This window comes from Brevundimonas bullata (genome assembly GCF_014207965.1).
In the GTDB taxonomy this organism is placed as follows: Bacteria; Pseudomonadota; Alphaproteobacteria; order Caulobacterales; family Caulobacteraceae; genus Brevundimonas; species Brevundimonas bullata_A.
On sequence record NZ_JACHLM010000001.1, the window covers coordinates 815,634 to 838,047 of the forward strand.

Consider the following 22,414-nt stretch of genomic DNA (forward strand, 5'->3'; position numbering starts at 1 on the left):
GGCCGCGAAGCGCCGCCGGGTTCATCGGGAACCGTGGGACGAAAACGCCTGCCGCTCCGCCCCCGCCGGGAATACGCCCGCCGGGATCTGAAAGAAGAAAAATGTTCGACATCAAACGCAAGACGATCGAGTGGGCCGGCCGCCCGCTGACGCTGGAAACCGGCCGCATCGCCCGTCAGGCTGACGGCGCCGTGCTGGCGACCTACGGCGAGACCGTGGTTCTGGCCACCGTCGTCTATGGCCGTCAGCCCAAGCCGGGCCTGGATTTCTTCCCCCTGACCGTCAACTACCAAGAGAAGACGTTCGCCGCCGGCAAGATTCCGGGCGGCTACTTCAAGCGTGAAGGCCGTCCGTCGGAAAAAGAGACCCTGGTCTCGCGCCTGATCGACCGTCCGATCCGCCCCCTGTTCGTCAAGGGCTTCAAGAACGAGACCCAGGTCGTCATCACCGTGCTGCAGCACGACATGGAGAACGACCCGGACATCGTCGGCATGGTCGCCGCCTCGGCCGCCCTGACCATCTCGGGCGTGCCCTTCATGGGCCCGATCGGCGCCGCACGCGTCGGCCTGATCGACGGCGAGCTGGTGCTGAACCCCGCCATCGACACCCTGGCTGACTCGACGCTGGACCTGGTCGTCGCCGGTACGCAAGACGCCCTGATGATGGTCGAATCCGAAGCCAAGGAGCTGTCGGAAGAGAAGATGCTCGAGGCCCTGATGTTCGCGCACGCGGGCATGCAGCCGGTCATCGACGCCATCATCGAACTGGCCGAACACGCCGCCAAGGAGCCCTTCGACTTCCAGGCCGAAGACCACTCCGACGTCGTCGCCTCGATCAAGAAGCTGGTCGGCGAAGACATCAAGGCCGCCTACGCCCATCCGGGCAAGTATGAGCGCCGTTCGGGCGTCGACGCGGCCAAGAAGACCGCCGCCGCCGCCCTGGTGAAGACCGACGAGAACCCCGAGGGGGTTGACTCGTCCAAGTTCTCGGCCGCCTTCAAGGAATGCGAAGCCGACGTCCTGCGTCGCGACATCATCGAGAACGCCCACCGCGTCGACGGCCGCGCCCTCGACAAGGTCCGCGCCATCGTCTCGGAAGTCGGCGTCCTGCCGCGCACCCACGGTTCGTCGCTGTTCACGCGCGGCGAAACCCAGGCCCTGGTCGTCGCCACGCTCGGCACCGGCGAGGACGAGCAGTACATCGACAGCCTGTCGGGCACGTACAAAGAGTCCTTCCTGCTGCACTACAACTTCCCCCCCTATTCGGTGGGTGAAGCGGGCCGCATGGGTTCGCCCGGCCGTCGCGAAATCGGTCACGGCAAGCTGGCCTGGCGCGCGATCCGTCCGATGCTGCCGACCAAGGAAGACTTCCCCTACACCATCCGTCTGGTGTCGGAGATCACCGAGTCCAACGGCTCGTCCTCGATGGCCACGGTCTGCGGTTCGTCGCTGGCCCTGATGGACGCCGGCGTGCCGCTGATCCGTCCGGTCTCGGGCATCGCCATGGGTCTGATCCTGGAGCCGTCGGGCGAGTTCGCCATCCTGTCCGACATCCTGGGTGACGAAGATCACCTGGGCGACATGGACTTCAAGGTCGCCGGCACGTCGGAAGGCATCACCAGCCTTCAGATGGACATCAAGGTCGCCGGCATCACCAAGGAGATCATGGAACAGGCTCTGACGCAGGCTTCGGCTGGTCGCCTCCACATCCTCGACGAAATGTCGAAGGCCATGGACGCCCCGCGCGCCGAGCTGGGCGAGCACGCTCCCAAGATCGAAACCATCAAGATCCCGGTCGACAAGATCCGTGAAGTGATCGGTTCGGGCGGCAAGGTCATCCGCGAGATCGTCGAGAAGACCGGCGCCAAGATCGACATCGGCGATGACGGCACCATCAAGGTCGCCGCCAACGACCAGGAGAAGATCGACGCCGCCAAGGCCTGGATCCAGTCCATCGCCTCGGAACCCGAGCTGGGCATGATCTACTCCGGCAAGGTCGTGAAGGTCGTCGACTTCGGCGCCTTCGTGAACTTCTTCGGCGCCAAGGACGGCCTGGTCCACGTGTCCCAGATCGCTCTGGAACGCGTCGCCAACCCGGCCGACGTCCTGTCGGAAGGCCAGGAGGTCAAGGTCAAGTTCCTGGGCTTCGACGATCGCGGCAAGACCAAGCTGTCGATGAAGGTCGTCGATCAGGAAACTGGCGAAGACATCACCGACAAGATCAACGCCGAGCGCGCTGAACGCGGTGAGCCGGCTCTGTCGGACGACACCGGCGGCCGTCCCAAGCGTGAAGGCGACCGCAACGGAGGCGACCGCGGCCGTCGCCGTCGCGACTAGGCCTAACGGTTGAAATGAAGAGCCCCGGCGGAGCAATCCGCCGGGGCTTTTTCTTGGCTGGCTGCTTGAGCGCGGGGTTCTCCCTCCCCTTCATGGGGAGGGTGGATGACGCGAAGCGGCAGACGGGTGGGGGCGCTTCGGCAGGTCAGGCGCCGCAGATAATCAGCCTGGCCCTCCCCACCCGGTCGCTACGCGACCACCCTCCCCATGAAGGGGGGCGGCGGCGTCTGGGATCAGGCGGCGCATTCCTTCGGTTTCGTCTCATCCGGCCCATACATGGCGCAGGAACGGTCGATCTCGCCCTGGATCAGGTCGCAGGGGTTGGCGCTGTTGCAAGGCGGACGGGTGGCGGGGCTGACGGCGATGCAGCGCTCGACCAGACGTTTGGAACGGGCCTCGCCGATCTCGGAGAGGCAGGAGCCGGGTTCGCCGACGGGCGGGACGGCGGGCGCCGCTGGCTCGGCTTCCGGCTTGGGCTCGGCCTTGGCTTCGGTCTTGGGTCTGGGCGGCGCGATCGGCGCGGCCTTGAGCGGCACGGCGTCGATCGGTTCTTGCGTCAGCGGCGTGTCGACGCCCGCAGGCGGCGCCTCGGCGGGCGCGGGCTGCGGCTGGCCGCATCCGGCCAGCAGGGCGGCTGTCAGGGCCAGAAGAGAGGCGGCGAGGGCGGGGCGCATGAGGCAGTCTCCGTTCGCAGAAGACCGCACCATGCCTTGATCGGCCCTCGCGGCCTAGCCTGTTGTGTTTAGCGGCCCAACGCCGCGCGTTGCAGGGCGAACAGGTCGGTGCAGCCGATCTCGGCCAGTTGGAACAGGCGGTCGAACTCGGGACGGCTGAAGCCGCGCTTCTCGCCCGTGGCCTGGATCTCGACGATGCCGCCGGCGCCGGTCAGGACGAAGTTGCTGTCGGCCTCGGCGGTGGAGTCTTCCTCATAGTCGAGGTCCAGAACCGGCAGGTCGTTGAAGATGCCGCAGGACACCGCCGCCACCTGATCGATGATGGGGTCGGCCTTCAGCACGCCCTCGTCCTTGAGGTAGTTCAGGGCCGTGGCCATGGCCACCCAGGCCCCGGTGATCGAGGCGGTGCGGGTGCCGCCGTCGGCCTGGATGACGTCGCAGTCGATCAGGACCTGACGCTCGCCGAGCGCCTTCAGGTCGACCACGGCGCGCAAGGAGCGGCCGATCAGGCGCTGGATTTCCTGGGTGCGGCCCGACTGCTTGCCGGCGGCGGCTTCACGACGACCGCGCGTGTGGGTGGCGCGGGGCAGCATGCCGTATTCGGCGGTGACCCAGCCCTGGCCGGTGTTGCGCATCCAGCCCGGCACCTTTTCCTCGATCGAGGCGGTGCACAGGACCTTGGTGTGGCCGAACGACACCAGGCACGAGCCCTCGGCGTAGCGGTTGACGCCGGTTTCCAGCGTGACGGTGCGGAGTTGTTCGGGGGTGCGTTCGGACGGGCGCATGAGATTTCCTTGGAACCTGAGTGGCGCGTGCTTATCCTGAAAGCGTGAGCCTGTATGCCCCCCACCCGTCGCCGTTCGGAAGCGCCCCCGCCGGGTTGGGGACGCTGGACGCCCGCGCGCGCGATATCTTCCGCCGCATCGTCGAGACCTATCTGGAGACGGGCGAGCCGGTCGGGTCGCGCACCATCTCGCGCGGGGGGCTGGCCCTGTCGCCCGCGTCGATCCGCAACACCATGCAGGACTTGACGCTGGCGGGCCTTTTGGCCTCGCCCCACACCTCGTCGGGGCGGGTGCCGACCCATGCGGGTCTGCGCCTGTTCGTCGACGGCCTGCTGGAGGTCGGCGACATCGGCCAGGAGGAGCGACGCGAGATCGACGCGCGTCTGGCGGGGAAGGGGCGCAACTTCGAAGAGGCCCTGGACGCCGCCACCAATCTTCTGTCCGGTCTGGCCGGCGGGGCGGGCATCGTCGCTAGTCCAGTGCGCGATGCGGGGGTCAAGCACGTCGAGTTCGTGGCCCTGGGCCATGATCAGGCCCTGGCGGTTCTGGTCGGCGACGACGGCACCATCGAAAACCGGCTGATGCCCCTGTCGGCGGGGGTGACGCCCTCGACCCTGACCGAGGCCTCCAACTTCCTCAACGCCCGGCTGAAGGGCCGCCCCCTGGCCGAGGCGCGCACCGAGATGAGCGCCGAGCTGGACGCCGCCCGACGCGAGCTGAACGTGGCCGCCGCCCGTCTGGTCGAGGACGGTCTGGCCGCCTGGTCGGGCGGGGGCGAGCGTGATCGGTCCCTGATCGTGCGCGGCCGCGCCAACCTGTTGCAGGACGCCCAGGCTGTCGAGGATCTGGAGCGGGTCCGCGTTCTGTTCGACGATCTGGAGCAGAAGGAACAGCTGATCGGCCTGCTGGACGGCGTCGGCGCAGCCCAGGGGGTGCGCATCTTCATCGGCGCAGAAACGCGCTTGTTTTCGCTTTCGGGTTCCGCCGTGATCGCGGCGCCCTATATGACGGGTCGGCAGCGGATGCTGGGCGCCATCGGCGTCATCGGCCCTGCAAGACTGAACTATGCCCGTGTCATACCGTTGGTGGACTATACCGCCCGGGTGCTGGGCCGGATTCTGGACGGACAAGAGACGTGAACGACATCAACGACGAGACCCGCGACCAACTCGAACAGGACATGGGAGAGGCCGCCATCGACGCCGCAGCCGAAGGCGCGGACGACGGCGACATGGCCGTGGTCGACGCCCTGATCGCCGAGCGCGACCAATGGAAGGACCGCGCCCTGCGCGCCGTGGCCGACACCGAGAACACCAAGCGCCGCGCCGAGACCCAGGCCAACGACGCCCGCGCCTACGCCATCCAGCGTTTCGCCAAGGACCTGCTGAGCGTGGCCGACACCCTGGAGCGCGGTCTGCAGTCGGCGCCCAAGGTGCTGGAGGGCGTCGAGGCCGACAGCCCGGTCGCCGCCATGGTCACGGGTCTGGAGCTGACGCAGAAGTCCCTGCTGTCGGCCTTTGAATCCAACGGCCTGACGCGCGTCGCGCCCGAGCCGGGGGAGGCCTTCGACCCCCACCTGCATCAGGCCGTGATGGAGCAGCCTTCGGACAGCGTGCCGGGCGGCACGGTGATCCAGACCCTGCAACCCGGCTACGCCCTGTTCGGCCGCACCGTGCGCGCGGCCATGGTGGCGGTCGCGGCCAAGGGCTCGGGCCCGGCGGCTGGCGGCGCCTATTCGGAAGCCAACACGACCGGCGGGAATTTCGACGCCAAGGCGTGAGTTTCGGCTGATTGAAAACGGGAAAGGCCCGGAGCAGACGCTCCGGGCCTTTTTTCATGCTGAGCCCTCCCCCTCGAGGGGGGAGGGTTGGGTGGGGGTGCGAGCAGACCGTTCCAGTGAGGGCTCTAGAGGCGCCGCCCACGCCTCCTGCGCCTATCCTTTACGCACAGCGGCTCCACCCCCATCCCCGACCCTTCCCCCCTCGAGGGGGAAGGGAGCTATTTCAGCCGCGCCTCGAACAAGGCCAGCAACCTTGCCCAGCCGTCCTTGGCGTTCGCCTCGCGGTAGCTGGCGCGATAGTCGGCGTGGAAGCCGTGCGGGGCGTCGTCGTAGAGGATGATCTGGCTGTCGGTCTTGCCGGCGGCGGCGAGGGCGTCGTTCATCGCCTTGACCGTGTCATTGGGAATGCCGCCGTCCTGGCCGCCATAGAGGCCCAGGACCGGGGCCTTGAGCTCGCCCGCCAGATCGATCGGCCAGGGGCGTCCGGCCGTCTTCTGTTCGTCGGTGGCGTTGGCGGCCGGGGCCAGGCGACCGTACCAGGCGACGCCGGCGTCCAGCGCCGGGAAGCGGGCGCAGGCCTGCCACACCACCTTGCCGCCCCAGCAGAAGCCGGTGATCCCGACCCGGTCTGACCGGGCCCAGGATTGAAGGCCGATCCAGTCCAGGGTCGCGGCCACGTCGCCCATGACCTGTTCGTATCCGGCGGCGGCCACGATGGTCATGATGGATTGCATGTCGCTGAGCGGGGCGGGGTCGGCCTTGCGCACGAAGAAGGCGGGGGCGACGGCGGCGTAGCCGGCCTTGGCCAGACGACGGCAGATGTCGCGGATGTATTCGTGCACGCCGAAGATCTCGGACACGACGATGACGACGGGGAAGGGGCCGTCGCCCTCGGGCCGGGCCACATAGGCGGGCAATTCGAAACCGTCGGGCGCAGGATAGGAGACGGTGTGGGCGATCAGGCCAGCGCTGTCGGTGGTGATCGGGCTGGCCGCTTGGCTGAGGGCGGCGGGAGCGTAGGCGGCGAAGGCCACGCCGCCGAGGGCCGCCACGCCCAGGCTGCGGCGGCTGGGAGCGATCTGGTCGGCGCTCAGGCCCTCGGGCCGGGTGATCAGGGTCATCGCGGGTCTCCGGTACGGCTTCAAGTGTGAGGCGCCGACTGTGGCCCGGCTTTGACGCCGCCGTCGAGTCCCGATCAGCGCGCCCGCCTCAGCGTCAGGTTGATCCGCCCGCCGCCGGGGACCAACTGCGACGAGCCGGCCAGCAGGCGGTCTATCCCGTGCCGCGCCAGCCTTGCCGGCCCGGTCAGGGCGCAGACGTCGCCGGAGGCCAGCTTCAGGCTCTGGGTCCTGCCGCCCTCGGCGGGACCAATGCGGAACACCGCAGTATCGCCCAGCGACACCGACAGGACGGGGGCGCCCAGGTCGGCCTCGTCCTTGTCCTGATGCAGGCCCATCTTCGCCTCATGGCGATAGAGGTTGACCAGACAGGCGTCAGGCGGAACGGGCCAGCCGGTCAGGACGTCCCACAGGTCCAGCAGGCTCTGCGGCATCGGCGGCCAGGGCGCGTCGGTGACCGGATGGGTCGTCTGATAGCGATAGCCCGCCCGGTCCGAGACCCAGGCCAACGGCCCCATCCCGGTCATCTCGACCGAAAAGGGCCGACCGCCGGGTGTGACGGGGCGATAAAAGGGGGCGGTTTGCGCCGCCGCCAGCACCTCGGTCAGCAGGGCCTGTTGGGCTTCTGCGTCCAGCGCGCCGGGCCACAGGCGAAAGCCGGGCAGGCCGGTCGGGGTTTCGCGGGGACGGTCGGCGGTCATTCTCTCCATTTAGGACCCTTCTCCCGATGGGAGAAGGTGGCCCGAAGGGTCGGATGAGGGGCGTCGGCGTCCGTCGGCGCAAGCCGTCGCAGAGCCGTCAATACGGCTGATGCCGACTGACATCTTAGCCCCTCACCCTTTCGCCTTGCGGATCGCCTTCGGCTCTCCGAGGCTCAAGCCCTCTCCCAACGGAGAGGGTTGGATAGGGAAACGGCGCCGAATCCGTCCTGAACCGCACGAAACCCTTGCAGCCCCTGCGGTCTTTCCCATATCCGGGCCTGTCCGGAAGAAACCCCGAAATTCTTGGGGCTTTCGACCGAAACCATTCAACCCGCCCGACCGGATGTCCGGAACGGCTTTCAGCCCAACTGGGGGCGGTCACGCGCGGCGCTTTTCGAAGGCCGCCGCATCGCCCGCCGCAAGGAGTGAAAAGACAAGCTCATGGCCAAGATCATCGGCATCGACCTCGGCACGACCAACTCGTGCGTGGCCGTCATGGACGGCAAGAACCCCAAGGTCATCGAAAACGCCGAAGGCAACCGCACGACCCCGTCGGTCGTGGCGATCCAGGACAGCGGCGAAGTGCTCGTCGGCCAGCCTGCGCGTCGCCAGGCGGTGACCAACCCGACCAACACCTTCTTCGCCATCAAGCGCCTGATCGGCCGCAATTTCGATGACCCGGTGGTGGCCAAGGACAAGGCCATGGTGCCCTATGAGATCGTCAAGGGCCCGACGGGCGACGCCTGGGTGCGCGCCCACGGCAAGGACTATTCGCCGCAACAGATTTCGGCCTTCACCCTCGGCAAGATGAAGGAGGCCGCTGAGGCCTACCTCGGCGAGACCGTGACCCAGGCCGTGATCACCGTTCCGGCCTACTTCAACGACGCCCAGCGTCAGGCGACGAAGGACGCCGGCAAGATCGCCGGCCTGGAAGTCCTGCGCATCATCAACGAGCCGACCGCCGCTGCTCTGGCCTATGGCCTTGAGAAGCACGAAGGCCAGAAGATCGCTGTCTATGACCTGGGCGGCGGCACCTTCGACGTCTCGATCCTCGAGATCGGCGACGGCGTCTTCGAGGTGAAGTCGACCAACGGCGACACCTTCCTGGGCGGCGAGGACTTCGACCTGCGTCTGGTCGACTACCTGGCCGACGAGTTCAAGAAGGAACAGGGCGTCGATCTGCGGACCGACAAGCTGGCCCTGCAGCGTCTGAAGGAAGAAGCCGAGAAGGCCAAGAAGGAGCTGTCCTCGACGGCCCAGTACGAGGTCAACCTGCCGTTCATCACGATGAACGCCTCGGGCCCGCTTCACCTGAACATCAAGCTGTCGCGCGCCAAGCTGGAAGCCCTGGTCGACGACCTGATCCAGCGCACCATCGAGCCCTGCAAGAAGGCCCTGGCCGACGCCGGTCTGAAGGCCGGCGACATCGACGAAGTCGTCCTGGTCGGCGGCATGACCCGCATGCCCAAGGTCGTGGAAGCCGTGAAGGCCTTCTTCGGCAAGGAGCCGCACAAGGGCGTGAACCCTGACGAAGTCGTGGCCCTGGGCGCCGCCGTTCAGGCCGGCGTTCTGCAAGGCGACGTCAAGGACGTGCTGCTGCTGGACGTGACCCCGCTGACCCTGGGCATCGAAACCCTGGGCGGCGTCTTCACCCCGCTGATCGAGCGCAACACCACCATCCCGACCAAGAAGAGCCAGGTCTTCTCGACCGCCGACGACAACCAGTCGGCCGTGACGATCCGGGTCTTCCAGGGCGAGCGTCCGATGGCCGCCGACAACAAGGTCCTGGGTCAGTTCGACCTGATGGGCATTCCGCCGGCGCCGCGCGGCATGCCGCAGATCGAGGTCGCCTTCGACATCGACGCCAACGGCATCGTCCACGTCACCGCCAAGGACAAGGCGACCAACAAGGAACAGTCGATCCGCATCCAGGCCAATGGCGGCCTGTCGGACGCCGACATCGAGAAGATGGTCAAGGAAGCCGAAGCCAACGCCGCCGCCGACAAGGTCCGCAAGGAGCTGGTCGAGGCGACCAACGGCGCCGACAGCCTGATCCACTCGACCGAGAAGGCCCTGGCCGAGCACGGCGACAAGGTCGACGACGCCACCAAGGCGACCATCCAGTCGGCTCTGGACGACCTGAAGGCGGCCAAGGAAGGCTCGGACCCCGAGGCCATCCGCGAGAAGACCAACGCCCTGTCCCAGGCGGCGATGAAGCTGGGCGAGGCCATGTACGCCGCGCAGCAGGGCGCCGGTGAAGACGGCGCCCCGACCGAAGCCCCCGCCGACGACGGCGTGGTCGACGCCGAGTTCGAGGAAGTCTCGGACGAAGACGACGACAAGAAGAACGCGTAACGAAACGCGACTTATGACGACCGGCCCCGCTTGCCCGACGGCAGGCGGGGCCGTTTCATAAAACTTGCATCATTCGACCGGGCGCCCATGTCAGCAGACATGGTCTTTGGGTCATTCGTGGACGCGCCGCCCTCGCTCAAGAAGGGCCGCGGACACCGAGAAAAGTAAGAGGACGAACGCCTGATGGCGCAGCGTGACTATTACGAAATCCTGGGGGTCGAGCGCACGATCGACGCCGCCGGCCTGAAGTCGGCCTATCGCAAGCTGGCCATGGTTCACCACCCGGACCGCAACGGCGGCTCCGAGGAATCCCTCGCCCAGTTCAAGGAAATCTCCGAGGCCTATACGGTGTTGTCGGACGATCAGAAACGCGCGGCCTATGACCGTTACGGTCATGCAGGCGTGAACGGCGGCGCCGGCGGCGACCCGTTCGGACGCGGCGGCGGCCAGGGTTTCCACGACATCAACGACATCTTCTCCCAGGTCTTCGGCGACGCCTTCGGGGACGCCTTCGGCGGCCGGGGCGGCGGGCGTCAGCAGCAGGGCGGACCGCGTCGCGGCTCGGACCTGCGCTATGACCTCGAGATCACCCTGGAGCAGGCCTACAAGGGCGCCGAGGTCGAGATCGCGGTGCCCACCACCATGACCTGCGAGGTCTGCGACGGTTCGGGCGCCAAGGCCGGGACCAAGCCGACCATCTGCTCCAGCTGCGGCGGCGCCGGGCGCGTGCGCCAGGCCAACGGCTTCTTCCAGGTCGAGCGCACCTGCCCCCGCTGCGGCGGCTCGGGCGAGATGATCGCTGACCCCTGCGGGACCTGTCACGGTCACGGCCAGGTTCGCAAGAACCGCCAGCTCAGCCTGAAGATCCCCGCCGGCGTCGACGACGGCTCGCGCATCCGCCTGTCGGGCGAGGGCGAGGCCGGCCAGCGCGGCGGTCCGCGCGGCGACCTCTATGTCTTCCTGTCGGTGCACGACCATGAACTGTTCGAGCGCGACAACCTGGACCTGCTGGTCACGGTGCCGGTGCCGATGACGGTGGCGGCGCTCGGCGGCGTGGTCGACGCCCCCTGCCTGGTGTCCGAGGCCTGCGACGGCAAGTGCAAGGCCACGGTCGAGGTGCCCGCCGGCGCCCAGACCGGCAAGACCATCCGCATCAAGGGCAAGGGCATGCCCCACCTGAACGGCCGCCAGCGCGGCGATTTGGTGGTCGAGTTGTTCGTCGAGACCCCGACCGATCTTACTCCGCGTCAGAAGGAACTGATGCAGGAGCTTGCAGCCTCGTTCGGAGAGAGCCAGAATCCGCGCAACTCCAGTTTCGCGGGTAAGGCCAAGCGGTTCTGGGCCGATATTCTTGGCGGCGACGCCGACAATCCGAAAGAGACCGCGTGAGCGACATCTTCCACGCCGGCATCTCCGGCGCCCGGGGCCGCATGGGCCGCGCCGTTTCGCAGGTTCTGGACGCCCGTGAGGACGTGGTGGTCGCCGTCCGGTTTGATCGCGGCGAGACGCCCGACCTGAAGCTGTGCGACGTCATCATCGACTTCTCGACGCCCGAGGCCTCGGTCGAACTGGCGCGCGCCTGCGCCGAGCGCGGCGGTCCGGCCCTGGTCATCGGCTCCACCGGCCTGTCGCCGGAACAGGACGCCCTGATCGAGGCGGCGGCGGAAAAGATCGCCATCGTCCGCAGCGGCAACTTTTCGCTGGGCCTCAACATCCTGATCGGTCTGGTCGAGCACGCGGCCCAGCGTCTGGACGGTCGCGACTGGGACATCGAGGTGCTGGAGACCCATCACCGGCGCAAGGTGGACGCCCCCTCGGGCACTGCCCTGATGCTGGGCGAGGCCGCAGCCAACGGACGGGGTCGTGATCTGGAGGACCTCAAGACCGCCCCCTATGACGGCATCACCGGTCCGCGCGAACCGGGCAAGATCGGCTTCGCCTCCTTGCGCGCCGGCGGCGTCATCGGCGAGCACACGGTCCTGTTCGGTTCGGAAGACGAACTGCTGACCCTGTCGCACTCGGCCATTGACCGCTCCCTGTTCGCCAAGGGCGCCGTGGCCGCCGCCGCCTGGGTGCGCAACCGCCGCCCCGGCCTCTATGACATGCAGGACGTGCTCGGCTTCCGTCAGGCCTGAGCCGGATGATCCCGCACGGCGCGCGTCAGGGGACCAGCTACGGCATGGCGCTGCGGGCGGCGTCGGCCCTCAGCTTCTCCCTGATGTACGCCCTGATGAAGTGGGCGGCGACGCTGGAGCCCGTCTCGGCGGGCGAGATGGTCTTCTACCGCTCGATCTTCGGCCTGCCGGTCGTGCTGATGTGGGTGCTGAGCGCCAAGGGCGGGCTGGCCTCGCTCTCGACCCGCCGACCCATGGTCCATGTCTGGCGCTGCGCCCTGGGCGTGACGGGCATTCTGCTGATCTTCCAGGGGCTTAGGCTGCTGCCGCTGGCCGACGCCACCACCATCGGCTTCACCGCCCCCATCTTCGCCACCCTGCTGTCCATCCTCTTCCTGAAGGAGAAGGTGGGGCGTCATCGCTGGACGGCGGTGGTCCTCGGCTTCCTCGGCGTCCTGGTCATGGTGCGGCCCGGCGCGGCGGGCGCCCCGCCTCTGGCCGGCCTGCTGTTCGCTCTGGGCGGGGCCTTCGTCGCCGCCGCCGTCACCGTCACCCTGCGCCAGTTGGGCAAGACGGAATCGGCCACCGCCATCGTCTTCTGGTTCTTCGTCGCCTGCGCCACGGTCGGCGGGGTCCTGACCCTGATCGACGGCCACAGCCATAGCTGGGCGGTGCTGGCCATTCTGGCCGCGGGCGGACTGGCGGGCGGCCTGGCGCAACTGCTGATGACCACCTCGCTGCAGCACGCCCCGGTCTCGGCCCTGGCCCCTCTGGACTATCTGCAGATGGTCGGCGCCGTCGTGCTCGGCTGGCTGCTGCTGAGCGATGCGCCGACGCTGGCCACCCTGGCCGGGGCCGCCCTGATCGCCGGCAGCGGTCTCTACACCGCCTGGCGCGAGCGGGTGTTGCGGCGTGAGATCACGCCGCCGTCGCCCTCGGTCTGACGGCCTTTAGCGCCCCGTCGAGCCGAAGCCGCCGGCGCCGCGCGCGGTCTCGTCCAGAGCCTCGACCCCGGCCATGACGGCCTGGGCGTAAGAAGCGATAACAAGCTGGGCGATGCGTTCGCCGCGTCGGATCTCGAAGGGGATCTGTCCGTGGTTGATCAGGATGACCCCGACCTCGCCGCGATAGTCGCTGTCGATGGTGCCGGGCGAATTCAGGCAGGTGACGCCGTGCTTCAGCGCCAGACCCGAACGGGGCCGCACCTGGGCCTCATAGCCGGGCTCCAGCGCGATCTTCAGCCCGGTCGGGATCAGCTTGCGCTCGCCCGGTTGCAGCACGACCGGCTCGAACTCGGCCACGGCGGCGCGCAGGTCCATGCCCGCCGATCCTGTCGTCTCATAGGCGGGCAGGGCCAGGCCCTCGGCGTGGGGCAGGCGTTCGACGCGGACGGTGGTCATGGAGAAGTCTCTCAAGCCTTGAAATGATCGGCGATGCGCTGGGCGATCTTGCGCGCCACATCGGTCTTGGACTGGCGCGGCCAGGGCTCGGCGCCGTCACGGGTGAACAGGGTCACGGCGTTGCCGTCGGAACCGAAGACCTCGTCGGACACGTCGTTGCCGATGATCCAGTCGCAGCCCTTTCGCGACAGCTTGGCGCGGGCGTTGGCCTCCAGGTCGCTGGTTTCGGCGGCGAAGCCGACCACCAGCTTCGGGCGCCTGGGTCCGGGGGCGGAAACGCCCGCCAGGATGTCGGGGTTCTCGATCAGGGCCAGGGACGGCGGCCCGCCCGGCTTCTTCTTGATCTTGCCCGAGGCGACGCCGTCCACGCGCCAGTCGGCGACGGCGGCGCTCATCACGGCGATGTCGGCTGGAAGCGCGGCTTCGACGGCGGCCTTCATCTCGGTCGCGGCCTCGACCCAGACACGGGTGACGCCGACCGGCGCCTCCAGCGCCACCGGACCGGAGATCAGGGTCACCTCGGCGCCCAGTTCGGCCAGGGCGGCGGCGACGGCATAGCCCTGCTTGCCGCTGGAGCGATTGGTCAGGCCGCGCACCGGGTCGATGGGCTCGAACGTCGGCCCGGCGGTGACCACGGCGGTCCTGCCGGTCAGGGGGCGGCCATCCGGCCCGGCCAGCAGGCGGGCGATCTCGTTGAAGATGACGGCGGGCTCGGCCATGCGTCCCGGCCCGAACTCGCCGCAGGCCATCTCGCCCTCGTCCGGCCCGATGACGGCTGCGCCGTGGAAGCCGTCAAAGCCCTTCAGCCGCTCGACATTGGCCTGAACCGCCGGGTGCAGCCACATGCGCACGTTCATCGCCGGGGCCAGCAGCACCTTCTTGTCGGTGGCCAGCAGGGTGGTCGAAGCCAGGTCGTCGGCCATCCCGTTGGCCGCCTTGGCGATCAGCCCGGCTGTCGCCGGCGCCACCACCACCAGGTCGGCCCAGCGCGACAGCTCGATATGACCCATGGCCGTCTCGTCTTCCGGCATGAACAGGGCCTGCCGCACCGGATGGCCGGTCAGGGCCGCCAGCGACATGGGGGTGACGAACTCGGCCCCGGCGGCGGTCAACAGGCTCATCACCTCGGCTCCGGCCTTCTTCAGCAGGCGCGTCAGCTCCAGCGCCTTGTAGGCGGCGATGCCGCCGCCGACGATCAGCAGGACCTTGCGGCCCGATAGCGAGGATGCGGTCATGGGGAATCTCTAGCGGGGCCGCATGACGCCGTCGAGACAACCTCTATTCAAACAGAATTGTCAGTAGGAACATTGCGCGAACGTTCGCTCTGTGCATACCTGCGTTCGGCGGGTTTTTCAGGGAGGGACGACCCATGCGGATTCATGTGGCGACGGCGGCGCTCACGGCGCTGGTTCTGGCGGCGTGCGACAGCGGCGGCTCGGCGGTCGAGACGCGCGAACGGGCGACGACTGAGCCTGTCGCCCTGATCTCGGCGGCGGCGCCCGACAGCGAGATGGAAACGGTTCCAGAGGCCAAGCCGCCGGTCACGGCCAACCGGCGCGAAACCGCCGACGCCAAAATCCAGCGCCTGTATGAGCGGAACGGCGGGTCGTTCGGGGCGAAGTCGGCGGACGATTATCTGGTCAAGGTGCGGGCCTTCACCGAGGCGACGCCGAAGGGGACCGAGACGGTCAAGCGCCCGAACGGCGACACCCTCTATTATCAGGCCTCGACCAACACCTTCGCCGTGACGGACCGTAACGGCGTGCCCCGCACCATGTTCAAGCCGGACGACGGCCCGGCCTACTGGGCGCAGCAAAAAGAGCGGGCGCCGACCTTCGGCCAGCGCCGCTCGGCGTCGTCCGAGTAATCAGGCGGCGTCAAACGTCAGCGGCGCGCCCCAGAAGCGGGCGATCAGGTCGGACTGCGGGCCGGGCGTGCCGGTGGTCAGGAAGTCGCGGCGCGCTGACGACCCCAGGTCGTATTCGGGGTGGCGGGCGAAATAGCGTTCCAGCGAGTCGGCCACGGCGGTCGGCTGGCTGATCACCTGGACCCCGGCGGGCAGGGCGGCGGCGAACAGGTCGGCCACGATCTCGTAGTGGGTGCAGCCCAGGATGGCCTTGTCCGGGTGACGGCCGATGCGGCGGCGCAGGGCGTCGACGTGGTCGTCGACCACCACCTTCAGCTCCTCGGCCGGGGCGCCCAGTTCGATCAGGCCCGCCAGGCCGGGACAGGCCTCGGTGAAGACGGCCAGGTCCTCGCGGCGCTTGTCGATCTCGATCTCATAGACCCGGCTCATGGCCGTGGCGGCGGTGCAGAAGACGCCGGTGATGTCGATCGCCTCCTTCTTCTGCCCTTCCAGCCGGCCGTTGTGCTCATAGGACCAGGGCAGGCCGGTGGCCGCCTCGATGGTCGGCACGATGATGCCCAGGACGTTGACCGGACGGCCCAGCTTTTCGCGCATGCCCGGAATCCAGGTCTGCTGCAGCCGGCGCAGGGCGATGGCCGAGGCCGTGTTGCAGGCCAGGACCACAACCGAGGCGCCGGCCTCGAACAGACGCTCGCACCCGGCGCGCGTCAGCTCGACGATATCCTCGCCGCCGCGCCCGCCATAGGGGGCGTGCCCCTGGTCGCCCAGATAGATGAAGTCCCGCGTCGGAAAGCGGGCCACGAGTTCGCGGTGGACCGTCAGTCCGCCCACGCCGGAGTCAAAAACGCCTATCGCCATGACGCGGCTTTAGACCCGTGGGGTTCCGTCGTCCAATAGTTAGGATTACATCAACCTCATGCGACGTCCGGGCGAGCACCCCGGGGGAAGTTCGAAACAGCTATGGTTGGGAGACCTGGATGCACAGACGCCATCTTCTCATCGGGGGCGCGAGCCTCTTCGCCCTGACGGGCTGCGCCTCCGCCGGCGCCCTGGAGAACGGAATGACCGGATCGGCCACGGCCCTCTCGACCGCCGACGAAGCCCGCCTCGCCCGCGCCGTCCTGCCGACGACCGCGCCGCGCGCCGAGCTGCTGCAGCCCTGGACCGGACCCTATGAGGGCGTTCCGCCGTGGGACAAGGTGACCGCGCCGAAGATGCGCGAAGCCATCCTGGAAGGCATCGAGCTGCAACGCGCCGACGTGGCCGCGATCGCCAACAACCCCGACGCCCCGACCTTCGCCAACACCCTGGTGGCCATGGAGCTGGTCGGCGAGCCGCTGGACCGGGCCCTGAACGTGTTCAGCGTCATGACCTCGAACATCGGCGGCGAGCAGTGGGATGTTCTGGAGACCGAGCTGTCGCCGATCCTGTCGGCCGCCTCGGACGAGATCACCTTTAACGAGAAGCTGTTCGCCCGCATCAAGGCCGTGGCCGACGGCGCCGAGGCGGCGGGCCTGAACGCCCAGCAGAAGCGTTTGGCCGAGCGCAGCCGCGACGCCTTCGTCCGCAACGGCGCCGCCCTGGACGCCGCCGGCAAGGCCGAGCTGGGCCGCATCAACACCGCCCTGTCGAACGCCTTCACCGGCTTCGGTCAAAAGGTGGTGGCCGACGAGAACACCTGGACCGTCATCACCAATGAAGCCGGCCTGAAGGGTCTGCCTGAGTCCAACAAGGCCGCCGCCGCCGCCGCTGCGCGTTCGCGCAACGTCCAGGGCTGGGCCATCGTCAACACCCGCTCCAGCGTCGACCCCTTCCTGACCTTCGCCGACGACCGCGCCCTGCGCGAGCAGGTCTGGAAGAAGTTCGTCAAGCGCGGCGACAACGGCGACGCCAACGACACCAAGTCGACCATCGCCCAGATCGTGGCCCTGCGTCAGCAGCGCGCCAAGCTGCTCGGCTTCGGCAACCACGCCGAATGGCGCATGCAGGACACCATGGCCAAGACCCCGGCCGCGGCGATGGAGCTGATGCAGCGCGTCTGGACCCCGGCCAAGGCCCGCGTGGCCGAAGAGATCGCCGACATGAAGGCGATCGCCGGTTATGACATCGAGCCCTGGGACTACCTCTACTTCGCCGAGAAGGTCCGCAAGGCCAAGTACGACCTCGATCAGAACGAGCTGAAGCCCTACTTCGAGCTGCACGCCGTCCGCGCAGCCTCCTTCTACATGGCCGAGCGCCTGTACGGCTTCGTCTTCAAGCCCCTTGCCAAGGGCACGGTCTCGACCTTCGAGCCCGACGTGACCACCTATGAGGTCACTGACAAGGCTACCGGCAAGCTGATCGGTCTGTATTACGCCGACGACTTCGCCCGTCCGGGCAAGCGTTCGGGCGCCTGGATGACCACCTATCGGTCCTTCTCGACCCTGACGGGCGCCAAGCCGATCCTGGCCTCGAACAACAACAACTTCGTCAAGGCCGAGGCCGGTCAGCCCCTGCTGATCTCGCTGGACGACGCCGAGACCCTGTTCCACGAGTTCGGCCACGCCCTGCACTACTTCTCGTCGGTGGTGACCTATCCGTCGTTCGGCAACACCCCGCGCGACTTCGTCGAATATCCGTCGCAGGTGCACGAGCACTGGGTGCTGAGCCGCCCGATCCTCGACGGCTACATGAAGCACGTCGAGACCAAGCAGCCGATGCCGCAGGCGCTGGTGGACAAGATCGAGGCCTCCTCGACCTTCAACCAGGGCTACGCCACCGTCAGCTACCTGTCCTCGGCCCTGGTCGACATGGACCTGCATATGCAGGCCACGCCGCCGACCGACATCGCGGCCTTCGAGAAGGCCTCGCTGGACCGTCTGGGCATGCCGAAGGAGATCGTGATGCGGCACCGTCTGCCGCAGTTCAACCACCTCTTCACCTCGGACGCCTACTCGGCCGGCTACTATTCCTACCTGTGGTCGGAAGTGATGGACGCCGACACCTGGGCCTACTTCGAAGAGTCGGGCGACGTCTTCAACCCGGAGATCGGCGGCCGCTTCAAGTCGATCATCCTGGCGCCCGGCAACACCACGGATCGCGGCGACGCCTATCGCCAGTTCCGCGGCCGCAACCCCGACGTGGCGGCCCTGCTGAAGGTGCGCGGCTTCCCTGTTTCGTAAGGGGGCCTACCGCCCTTCGGGCTACTTGAGGCCCGTTAGCGCTAAAGTTGAAGAGGGCTCGGTGGAGTAATCCGCCGGGCCCTTTTCTTTGGCCGGCATCGTTGCGCCAACCGCGCTGTGACCCCGGACGACCCGGAGGGGCGATCCGGGGGCCAGGCGCTTGATCGGCAGGGCGCGACGGGAGTCGGCGCCTGGGTTCCGGGTTCGCTGCGCGCCCCGGAATGACGGGGAGGAGGAGCCTTGTCTGCAAGCCCATTCTGTTTCCGGCTGAGGTGGCGTAAGCCTTGGCCGTTCGCATGAAGGAGCGCCCATGAGCGTCGTCGCCTCCTATATCTACAAGGACGGCAAGCGGGTTCGCGAGGCGCCGCTGACCGATGAGGGCTTGCGGCTCAAGCCGGGCGAATACCTGTGGATCGGCCTGTACGAGCCGACGAGCGAGGAGTTTGAGGTCCTGGTGCGGCGCTTCCGCCTGCACCCCCTGGCGGTCGAGGATGCGCTGGCGGCGCATCAGATGCCCAAGATCGAGGTCTATGGCGGCGAGCTCTTCATCGTCGCCCGCACGGCGCAAAAGGCCGACGACGCCATCTGGTATGGCGAGACCCACGTCTTCGTCGGGCCCCGCTACGTCATCACCATCCGCCACGGCTCGGCCCGCGCCCATACCCAGCTGCGCGCCCAGCTGGAGGCCTCGCCGCTGCAGTTGAAGCACGGCGCCGACTTCATCCTGCACGGGGTGCTGGACTTCATCGTCGACGCCTACGTCCCTATCGTCGATGACATCGAGGACAGCGTGCTGGAGATGGAGCAGCGGGCGCTGGACAGCTTCCTGTCTCGCGCCGACATCAAGCGCCTGTTCCAGCTGCGCCGCGAACTGCTGAAGTTCAGCCGGGTGCTCGGCCCGATGGAGGAGGTGGCCAATAAACTGCAGTCGCTGGACCTGCCCTGCATCGACCGCGAGGTCCGCCCCTATTTCCGCGACGTGGCCGACCATGTCCGCCGCGTCTCCAGCCGGGCGGCGAGCCTGCGCGACATTCTGGCCTCGGTGTTCGAGGTCTCCAACCTGCTGGAGCAGCAGCGCCAGGGCGTCATCACCCGCAAGCTGGCCGCCTGGGCCGCCATCCTGGCCACGCCGACGGCGGTGGCCGGCATCTACGGCATGAATTTCGAGCACATGCCGGAACTGCGCTGGGCCTATGGCTATCCGCTGGTGATGGGGCTGATCTTCGCCATCTGCCTTGGCCTCTACATCACCTTCAAGCGGACCAAGTGGCTGTGATCAGCCGCTGTTCCTGAGGCCCGCCGCCACGCCGTTGATGGCCAGAAGGATGCCGTTCCTGACGCGGGGGTCGTCGTCGCCGGCGCGGCGTCGGCGGATCAGTTCGATCTGCACATGGTTCAGCGGCTCGACATAGGGCATGCGCTGGCGGATCAGGCGGTCCAGCTCGGGCTGGCCGCCCAGCAGGTCGTCGTGGCCGGTGATCGACAGGACGGCGTCGCGGGTCCGGTCCCACTCCGCACGGATGGCGCCATAGATGCGCTCGGCCAGGGCCGGGTCGGGGACCAGCTTGGCGTAGCGGCGGGCGATGGCCATGTCGGCCTTGGCCATCACCATCTCCATGTTCTGGACCACGGTGCGGAAGAAGGGCCAGGCGGCGGCCATGTCGCGCAGCTCGTCCGGGTTCTCGCCCCGAACCGCCGAGCCGAAGCCGTACCAGCCGGGCAGCATGACCCGCGATTGCGACCAGCTGAACACCCAGGGAATGGCCCGCAGGTCCTCGATGGCGGTGGAGGTTGAACGCGAGGCCGGGCGCGAGCCGATCTTCAGGTCGGCGATCTCGGCGATGGGGGTGGCGGCGCGGAAATAGTCGACGAAGCCCGGCGTCTCATAGACCAGGGCGCGATAGGCCTTCATCGAGGCCGCCGACAGGCGCGCCGCCGTGGCGCCGTGCTGGGCGCTGTAGCCGCCGTCGGTCTGTGGGCCGAGCGAGGCCAGCAGGGTCCCGCAGGTCAGGGCGTCGAGGTTACGCTGCGCCACCTCCGGCTCGCCGTACTTGTTGGCGATGACCTCGCCCTGTTCGGTGACGCGGATGCGGCCGGCCACCGTCCCCGCCGGCTGGCCCAGAACCGCCGAGAAGCTGGAGCCGCCGCCGCGCCCGACCGCGCCGCCGCGACCGTGGAACAGTTGCAGACGGACCCCCGCCGCGCGGGTCACCTCCAGCAGGGCGCGCGAGGCCTCGTGCAGTTCCCAGCCTGAGGTCAGGTAGGAGCCGTCCTTGTTGCTATCGGAATAGCCGATCATGACCTCCTGCACCCCGCGCGCGGTCGCGACGGCGCGGGCTGACGGCTCGGCCAGCACCCGCTCCAGCGTGGGCTGCGAGGCGCGCAGGTCCTCGATGGTCTCGAACAGGGGGGCGGCCTGGACGGGGCAGGCGGCGGGGTCGGCCGGGTCGTAGAGGCCGACCTCCTTCAGCAACAGATAGACCTCCAGCATGTCGGACGCGGCGTCGGTCTTGGACACGATATGGGTGCGGATGGCCTGGGGCCCGAAGGCGGACAGCGCGCTCGCCGCCGCTTGCAGGATGGCGCGCTCCTTCAGCGTCTCGGGCGCATAGTCGGCATAGGGCGAGAACAGCGGGCGGGGATTGGCCAGTTCGCGGGCCAGCACGGTCAGCCGCGCCTCTTCGTCTAGGGCAGCGTAGTCGGGACAGACGCCCGCGACCTTCAGCAGGTCGGCCACGACCCGCTCGTGCACATCCGAGTTCTGGCGCAGGTCCAGCGTCGCCATGTGGAAGCCGAAGACGTCCGCCGCCGTGATCAGCCGCGCCAGCCGGTCGTCGGCGAAGACGGCGCCGTGGGTGCGGATCAGGCTGTCGTGCAGCACGGCCAGGTCGGCGCGGAAGGCGTCGGGGCCGTCATAGGCCGGGGCCTCGAACTGGGCGGGCAGGGGGGCGGGACCGCCGGTCAGGGCCAGATGGGTGGCCGACAGGCGGGCGTAGATCTGGCTCAGCGCGCGGCGATAGGGCTCGTCCGCGCGCTGGATCGAGGCGTCGCCTGAGCTGTCGGCCAAGGCCGCCAGTTCGGGCGTCACGGTGGTCAGGTCGGCCGACAGGCTGAGCTCTTCGCCGAGCGCATTCGTCTCCTCCAGATAGAAGCGCAGCACGGCGCGCGACTGGGTACGGAAGGCGGCGGCCAGAACCGTGGCGTCGACGTTGGGATTGCCGTCGCGGTCTCCGCCGACCCAGGTGCCGATGCGCAGGAAGGGCGGCAAGTCGGGCGCGTCCAGAAGCGTGCGCCACTCGGCCAGCTGCGCCGGGGCGACGTGCAGGAAGATGCGTTGCAGCCAGTCGGTGACGGTATTGATCTCGTCCTGCACCACCAGGCCCGAGGCCCGCGTCAGCCGCGTGGCCCACAGGATGACGATCTGGCGGCGCAGTTCTGCCTTTAGCCTGGTAGGCGAACAGGCGATCCCGTCTCGGTCGCAGCCGTCCAGCAGGGCGCCGACCGCGCCGATGCGGTCGATGACGCTCTTGCGTCGCACCTCGGACGGGTGGGCGGTCAGCACCGGCGAGATCAGGGCCTGGCTCAGCAGATCGCGCACCGCCGCCCGGTCCACGCCCGCCGCGTCCAGCCGCTTCAAGGCGCCTTCGGGGGTGTCGGCGCGTTCACCGGCCACGGCCTGTTCCCGCGCGCGGCGCTTGCCCGCCCGGTCCTCGGCGACATTGGCCAGCAGGGAGAAGGCGGCGAAGCCGTGGGTCAGGCCGATGGCCTGATCCAGCGACAGGTCCTTCAGCAAGGCCTCCAGTTGAGAGGCGTCGTGCGAGGCCGGGTCGCGGTGGTAGGCCACCGAGGCCTGACGCACCGCCTCGATCCGGTCGTAGAGGTCCTGGCCGCCCTCGTCACGGATCACCTCGCCGAGCAGGGCGCCCAGCAGGCGAACTTCTTGGCGCAGTCGGTCGTCGGCGGCCTGGATCATCGCATTGTCCTTCAGCGGGGAGGCTGGGGGCGGAACCGTATCAGCGGAATCCGAGCCGCCTAGCCCTTATGGTCAACGCTGAAACCCTTTGTGTGGTTGAGAGCGCGGTGAGGCAGGAGTCGACATTTGCTTGTGGATGCTCCATAAGCC

At 68.3% G+C, this 22,414-nt stretch carries 18 protein-coding genes; 10 read left to right on the forward strand and 8 right to left on the reverse strand.

Annotation, left to right across the window (positions count from 1 at the left end):
• Positions 1 to 101 precede the first annotated feature (101 nt).
• The gene (pnp, locus tag HNP51_RS04005) at positions 102 to 2,336 is read left to right on the forward strand and encodes a polyribonucleotide nucleotidyltransferase (RefSeq protein ID WP_184267301.1); all 2,235 of its coding nucleotides are present in this window, start codon (positions 102 to 104) and stop codon (positions 2,334 to 2,336) included.
• A 233-nt stretch (positions 2,337 to 2,569) separates the two neighbouring features.
• Here pnp and HNP51_RS04010 read toward each other — a convergent pair whose 3' ends face one another.
• Both HNP51_RS04010 and rph read right to left on the reverse strand, forming a co-directional pair.
• Entirely contained in the window at positions 2,570 to 3,010 is a 441-nt protein-coding gene (locus tag HNP51_RS04010) for a hypothetical protein (RefSeq protein WP_184267303.1), read from the reverse strand.
• Positions 3,011 to 3,078: 68 nt separating this feature from the next.
• Positions 3,079 to 3,795 carry a ribonuclease PH gene (gene rph / locus HNP51_RS04015; protein ID WP_184267305.1) on the reverse strand — a complete coding sequence of 239 codons (717 nt, stop codon included), beginning with the start codon at positions 3,793 to 3,795 and terminating at the stop codon, positions 3,079 to 3,081.
• A gap of 50 nt (positions 3,796 to 3,845) precedes the next feature.
• Between rph and hrcA the strand changes: the two genes are divergently transcribed.
• Together hrcA and grpE are read left to right on the forward strand one after the other, a co-directional pair.
• Positions 3,846 to 4,934, forward strand: coding sequence for a heat-inducible transcriptional repressor HrcA (gene hrcA / locus HNP51_RS04020; protein WP_409360099.1), 1,089 nt, complete (start codon positions 3,846 to 3,848; stop codon positions 4,932 to 4,934).
• A 41-nt stretch (positions 4,935 to 4,975) separates the two neighbouring features.
• On the forward strand, positions 4,976 to 5,575 hold the full coding sequence (gene grpE, locus HNP51_RS04025) for a nucleotide exchange factor GrpE (protein ID WP_184267580.1): 600 nt from the start codon (positions 4,976 to 4,978) through the stop codon (positions 5,573 to 5,575).
• A 218-nt stretch (positions 5,576 to 5,793) separates the two neighbouring features.
• On the opposite strand, the gene HNP51_RS04030 is transcribed toward grpE, so the two are convergent.
• Both HNP51_RS04030 and HNP51_RS04035 read right to left on the reverse strand, forming a co-directional pair.
• The gene (locus HNP51_RS04030) at positions 5,794 to 6,696 is read right to left on the reverse strand and encodes a dienelactone hydrolase family protein (RefSeq protein WP_184267307.1); all 903 of its coding nucleotides are present in this window, start codon (positions 6,694 to 6,696) and stop codon (positions 5,794 to 5,796) included.
• 74 nt (positions 6,697 to 6,770) lie between these two features.
• A complete protein-coding gene (locus HNP51_RS04035; RefSeq protein WP_184267309.1) occupies positions 6,771 to 7,394 on the reverse strand; it encodes an alpha-ketoglutarate-dependent dioxygenase AlkB in 624 nt (207 codons plus the stop codon).
• Positions 7,395 to 7,835: 441 nt separating this feature from the next.
• On the opposite strand from HNP51_RS04035, the gene dnaK reads away from it, so the two are divergent.
• The 4 genes from dnaK to HNP51_RS04055 all read left to right on the forward strand — a co-directional run bounded on the left by dnaK (position 7,836) and on the right by HNP51_RS04055 (position 12,807).
• Positions 7,836 to 9,749, forward strand: a complete 1,914-nt coding sequence (gene dnaK, locus HNP51_RS04040) for a molecular chaperone DnaK (RefSeq protein WP_184267311.1) — start codon at positions 7,836 to 7,838, stop codon at positions 9,747 to 9,749.
• A 183-nt stretch (positions 9,750 to 9,932) separates the two neighbouring features.
• Positions 9,933 to 11,138 carry a molecular chaperone DnaJ gene (gene dnaJ / locus HNP51_RS04045; RefSeq protein ID WP_184267314.1) on the forward strand — a complete coding sequence of 402 codons (1,206 nt, stop codon included), beginning with the start codon at positions 9,933 to 9,935 and terminating at the stop codon, positions 11,136 to 11,138.
• Positions 11,135 to 11,884, forward strand: a complete 750-nt coding sequence (gene dapB / locus HNP51_RS04050) for a 4-hydroxy-tetrahydrodipicolinate reductase (RefSeq protein WP_184267316.1) — start codon at positions 11,135 to 11,137, stop codon at positions 11,882 to 11,884. Before dnaJ ends, dapB begins: the two co-directional genes overlap by 4 nt.
• A gap of 5 nt (positions 11,885 to 11,889) precedes the next feature.
• Positions 11,890 to 12,807, forward strand: a complete 918-nt coding sequence (locus HNP51_RS04055) for a DMT family transporter (protein WP_184267318.1) — start codon at positions 11,890 to 11,892, stop codon at positions 12,805 to 12,807.
• A gap of 6 nt (positions 12,808 to 12,813) precedes the next feature.
• Here HNP51_RS04055 and dut read toward each other — a convergent pair whose 3' ends face one another.
• Together dut and coaBC are read right to left on the reverse strand one after the other, a co-directional pair.
• Positions 12,814 to 13,263: a dUTP diphosphatase gene (gene dut, locus HNP51_RS04060; RefSeq protein ID WP_184267320.1), complete on the reverse strand. Its 450-nt coding sequence runs from the start codon at positions 13,261 to 13,263 to the stop codon at positions 12,814 to 12,816.
• Between the two features lie 11 nt (positions 13,264 to 13,274).
• Positions 13,275 to 14,498, reverse strand: coding sequence for a bifunctional phosphopantothenoylcysteine decarboxylase/phosphopantothenate--cysteine ligase CoaBC (coaBC, locus tag HNP51_RS04065; RefSeq protein WP_184267322.1), 1,224 nt, complete (start codon positions 14,496 to 14,498; stop codon positions 13,275 to 13,277).
• Positions 14,499 to 14,632: 134 nt separating this feature from the next.
• Here coaBC and HNP51_RS04070 point away from each other — a divergent pair, with 134 nt between their 5' ends.
• On the forward strand, positions 14,633 to 15,130 hold the full coding sequence (locus HNP51_RS04070; protein WP_184267324.1) for an S-type pyocin family protein: 498 nt from the start codon (positions 14,633 to 14,635) through the stop codon (positions 15,128 to 15,130).
• Here the strand turns inward: HNP51_RS04070 and HNP51_RS04075 are convergent, their stop codons facing one another.
• Positions 15,131 to 15,988 carry a glutamate racemase gene (locus HNP51_RS04075; protein WP_184267326.1) on the reverse strand — a complete coding sequence of 286 codons (858 nt, stop codon included), beginning with the start codon at positions 15,986 to 15,988 and terminating at the stop codon, positions 15,131 to 15,133. It lies immediately after the preceding gene.
• Between the two features lie 119 nt (positions 15,989 to 16,107).
• Here HNP51_RS04075 and HNP51_RS04080 point away from each other — a divergent pair, with 119 nt between their 5' ends.
• Both HNP51_RS04080 and HNP51_RS04085 read left to right on the forward strand, forming a co-directional pair.
• On the forward strand, positions 16,108 to 18,291 hold the full coding sequence (locus tag HNP51_RS04080) for a M3 family metallopeptidase (protein ID WP_184267329.1): 2,184 nt from the start codon (positions 16,108 to 16,110) through the stop codon (positions 18,289 to 18,291).
• A 310-nt stretch (positions 18,292 to 18,601) separates the two neighbouring features.
• Positions 18,602 to 19,567, forward strand: a complete 966-nt coding sequence (locus HNP51_RS04085; protein WP_184267331.1) for a magnesium and cobalt transport protein CorA — start codon at positions 18,602 to 18,604, stop codon at positions 19,565 to 19,567.
• Here the strand turns inward: HNP51_RS04085 and ppc are convergent, their stop codons facing one another.
• Complete coding sequence (gene ppc / locus HNP51_RS04090; protein ID WP_184267333.1) at positions 19,568 to 22,264, reverse strand: phosphoenolpyruvate carboxylase; 2,697 nt, start codon at positions 22,262 to 22,264, stop codon at positions 19,568 to 19,570.
• Between the last annotated feature and the right edge of the window lie 150 nt (positions 22,265 to 22,414).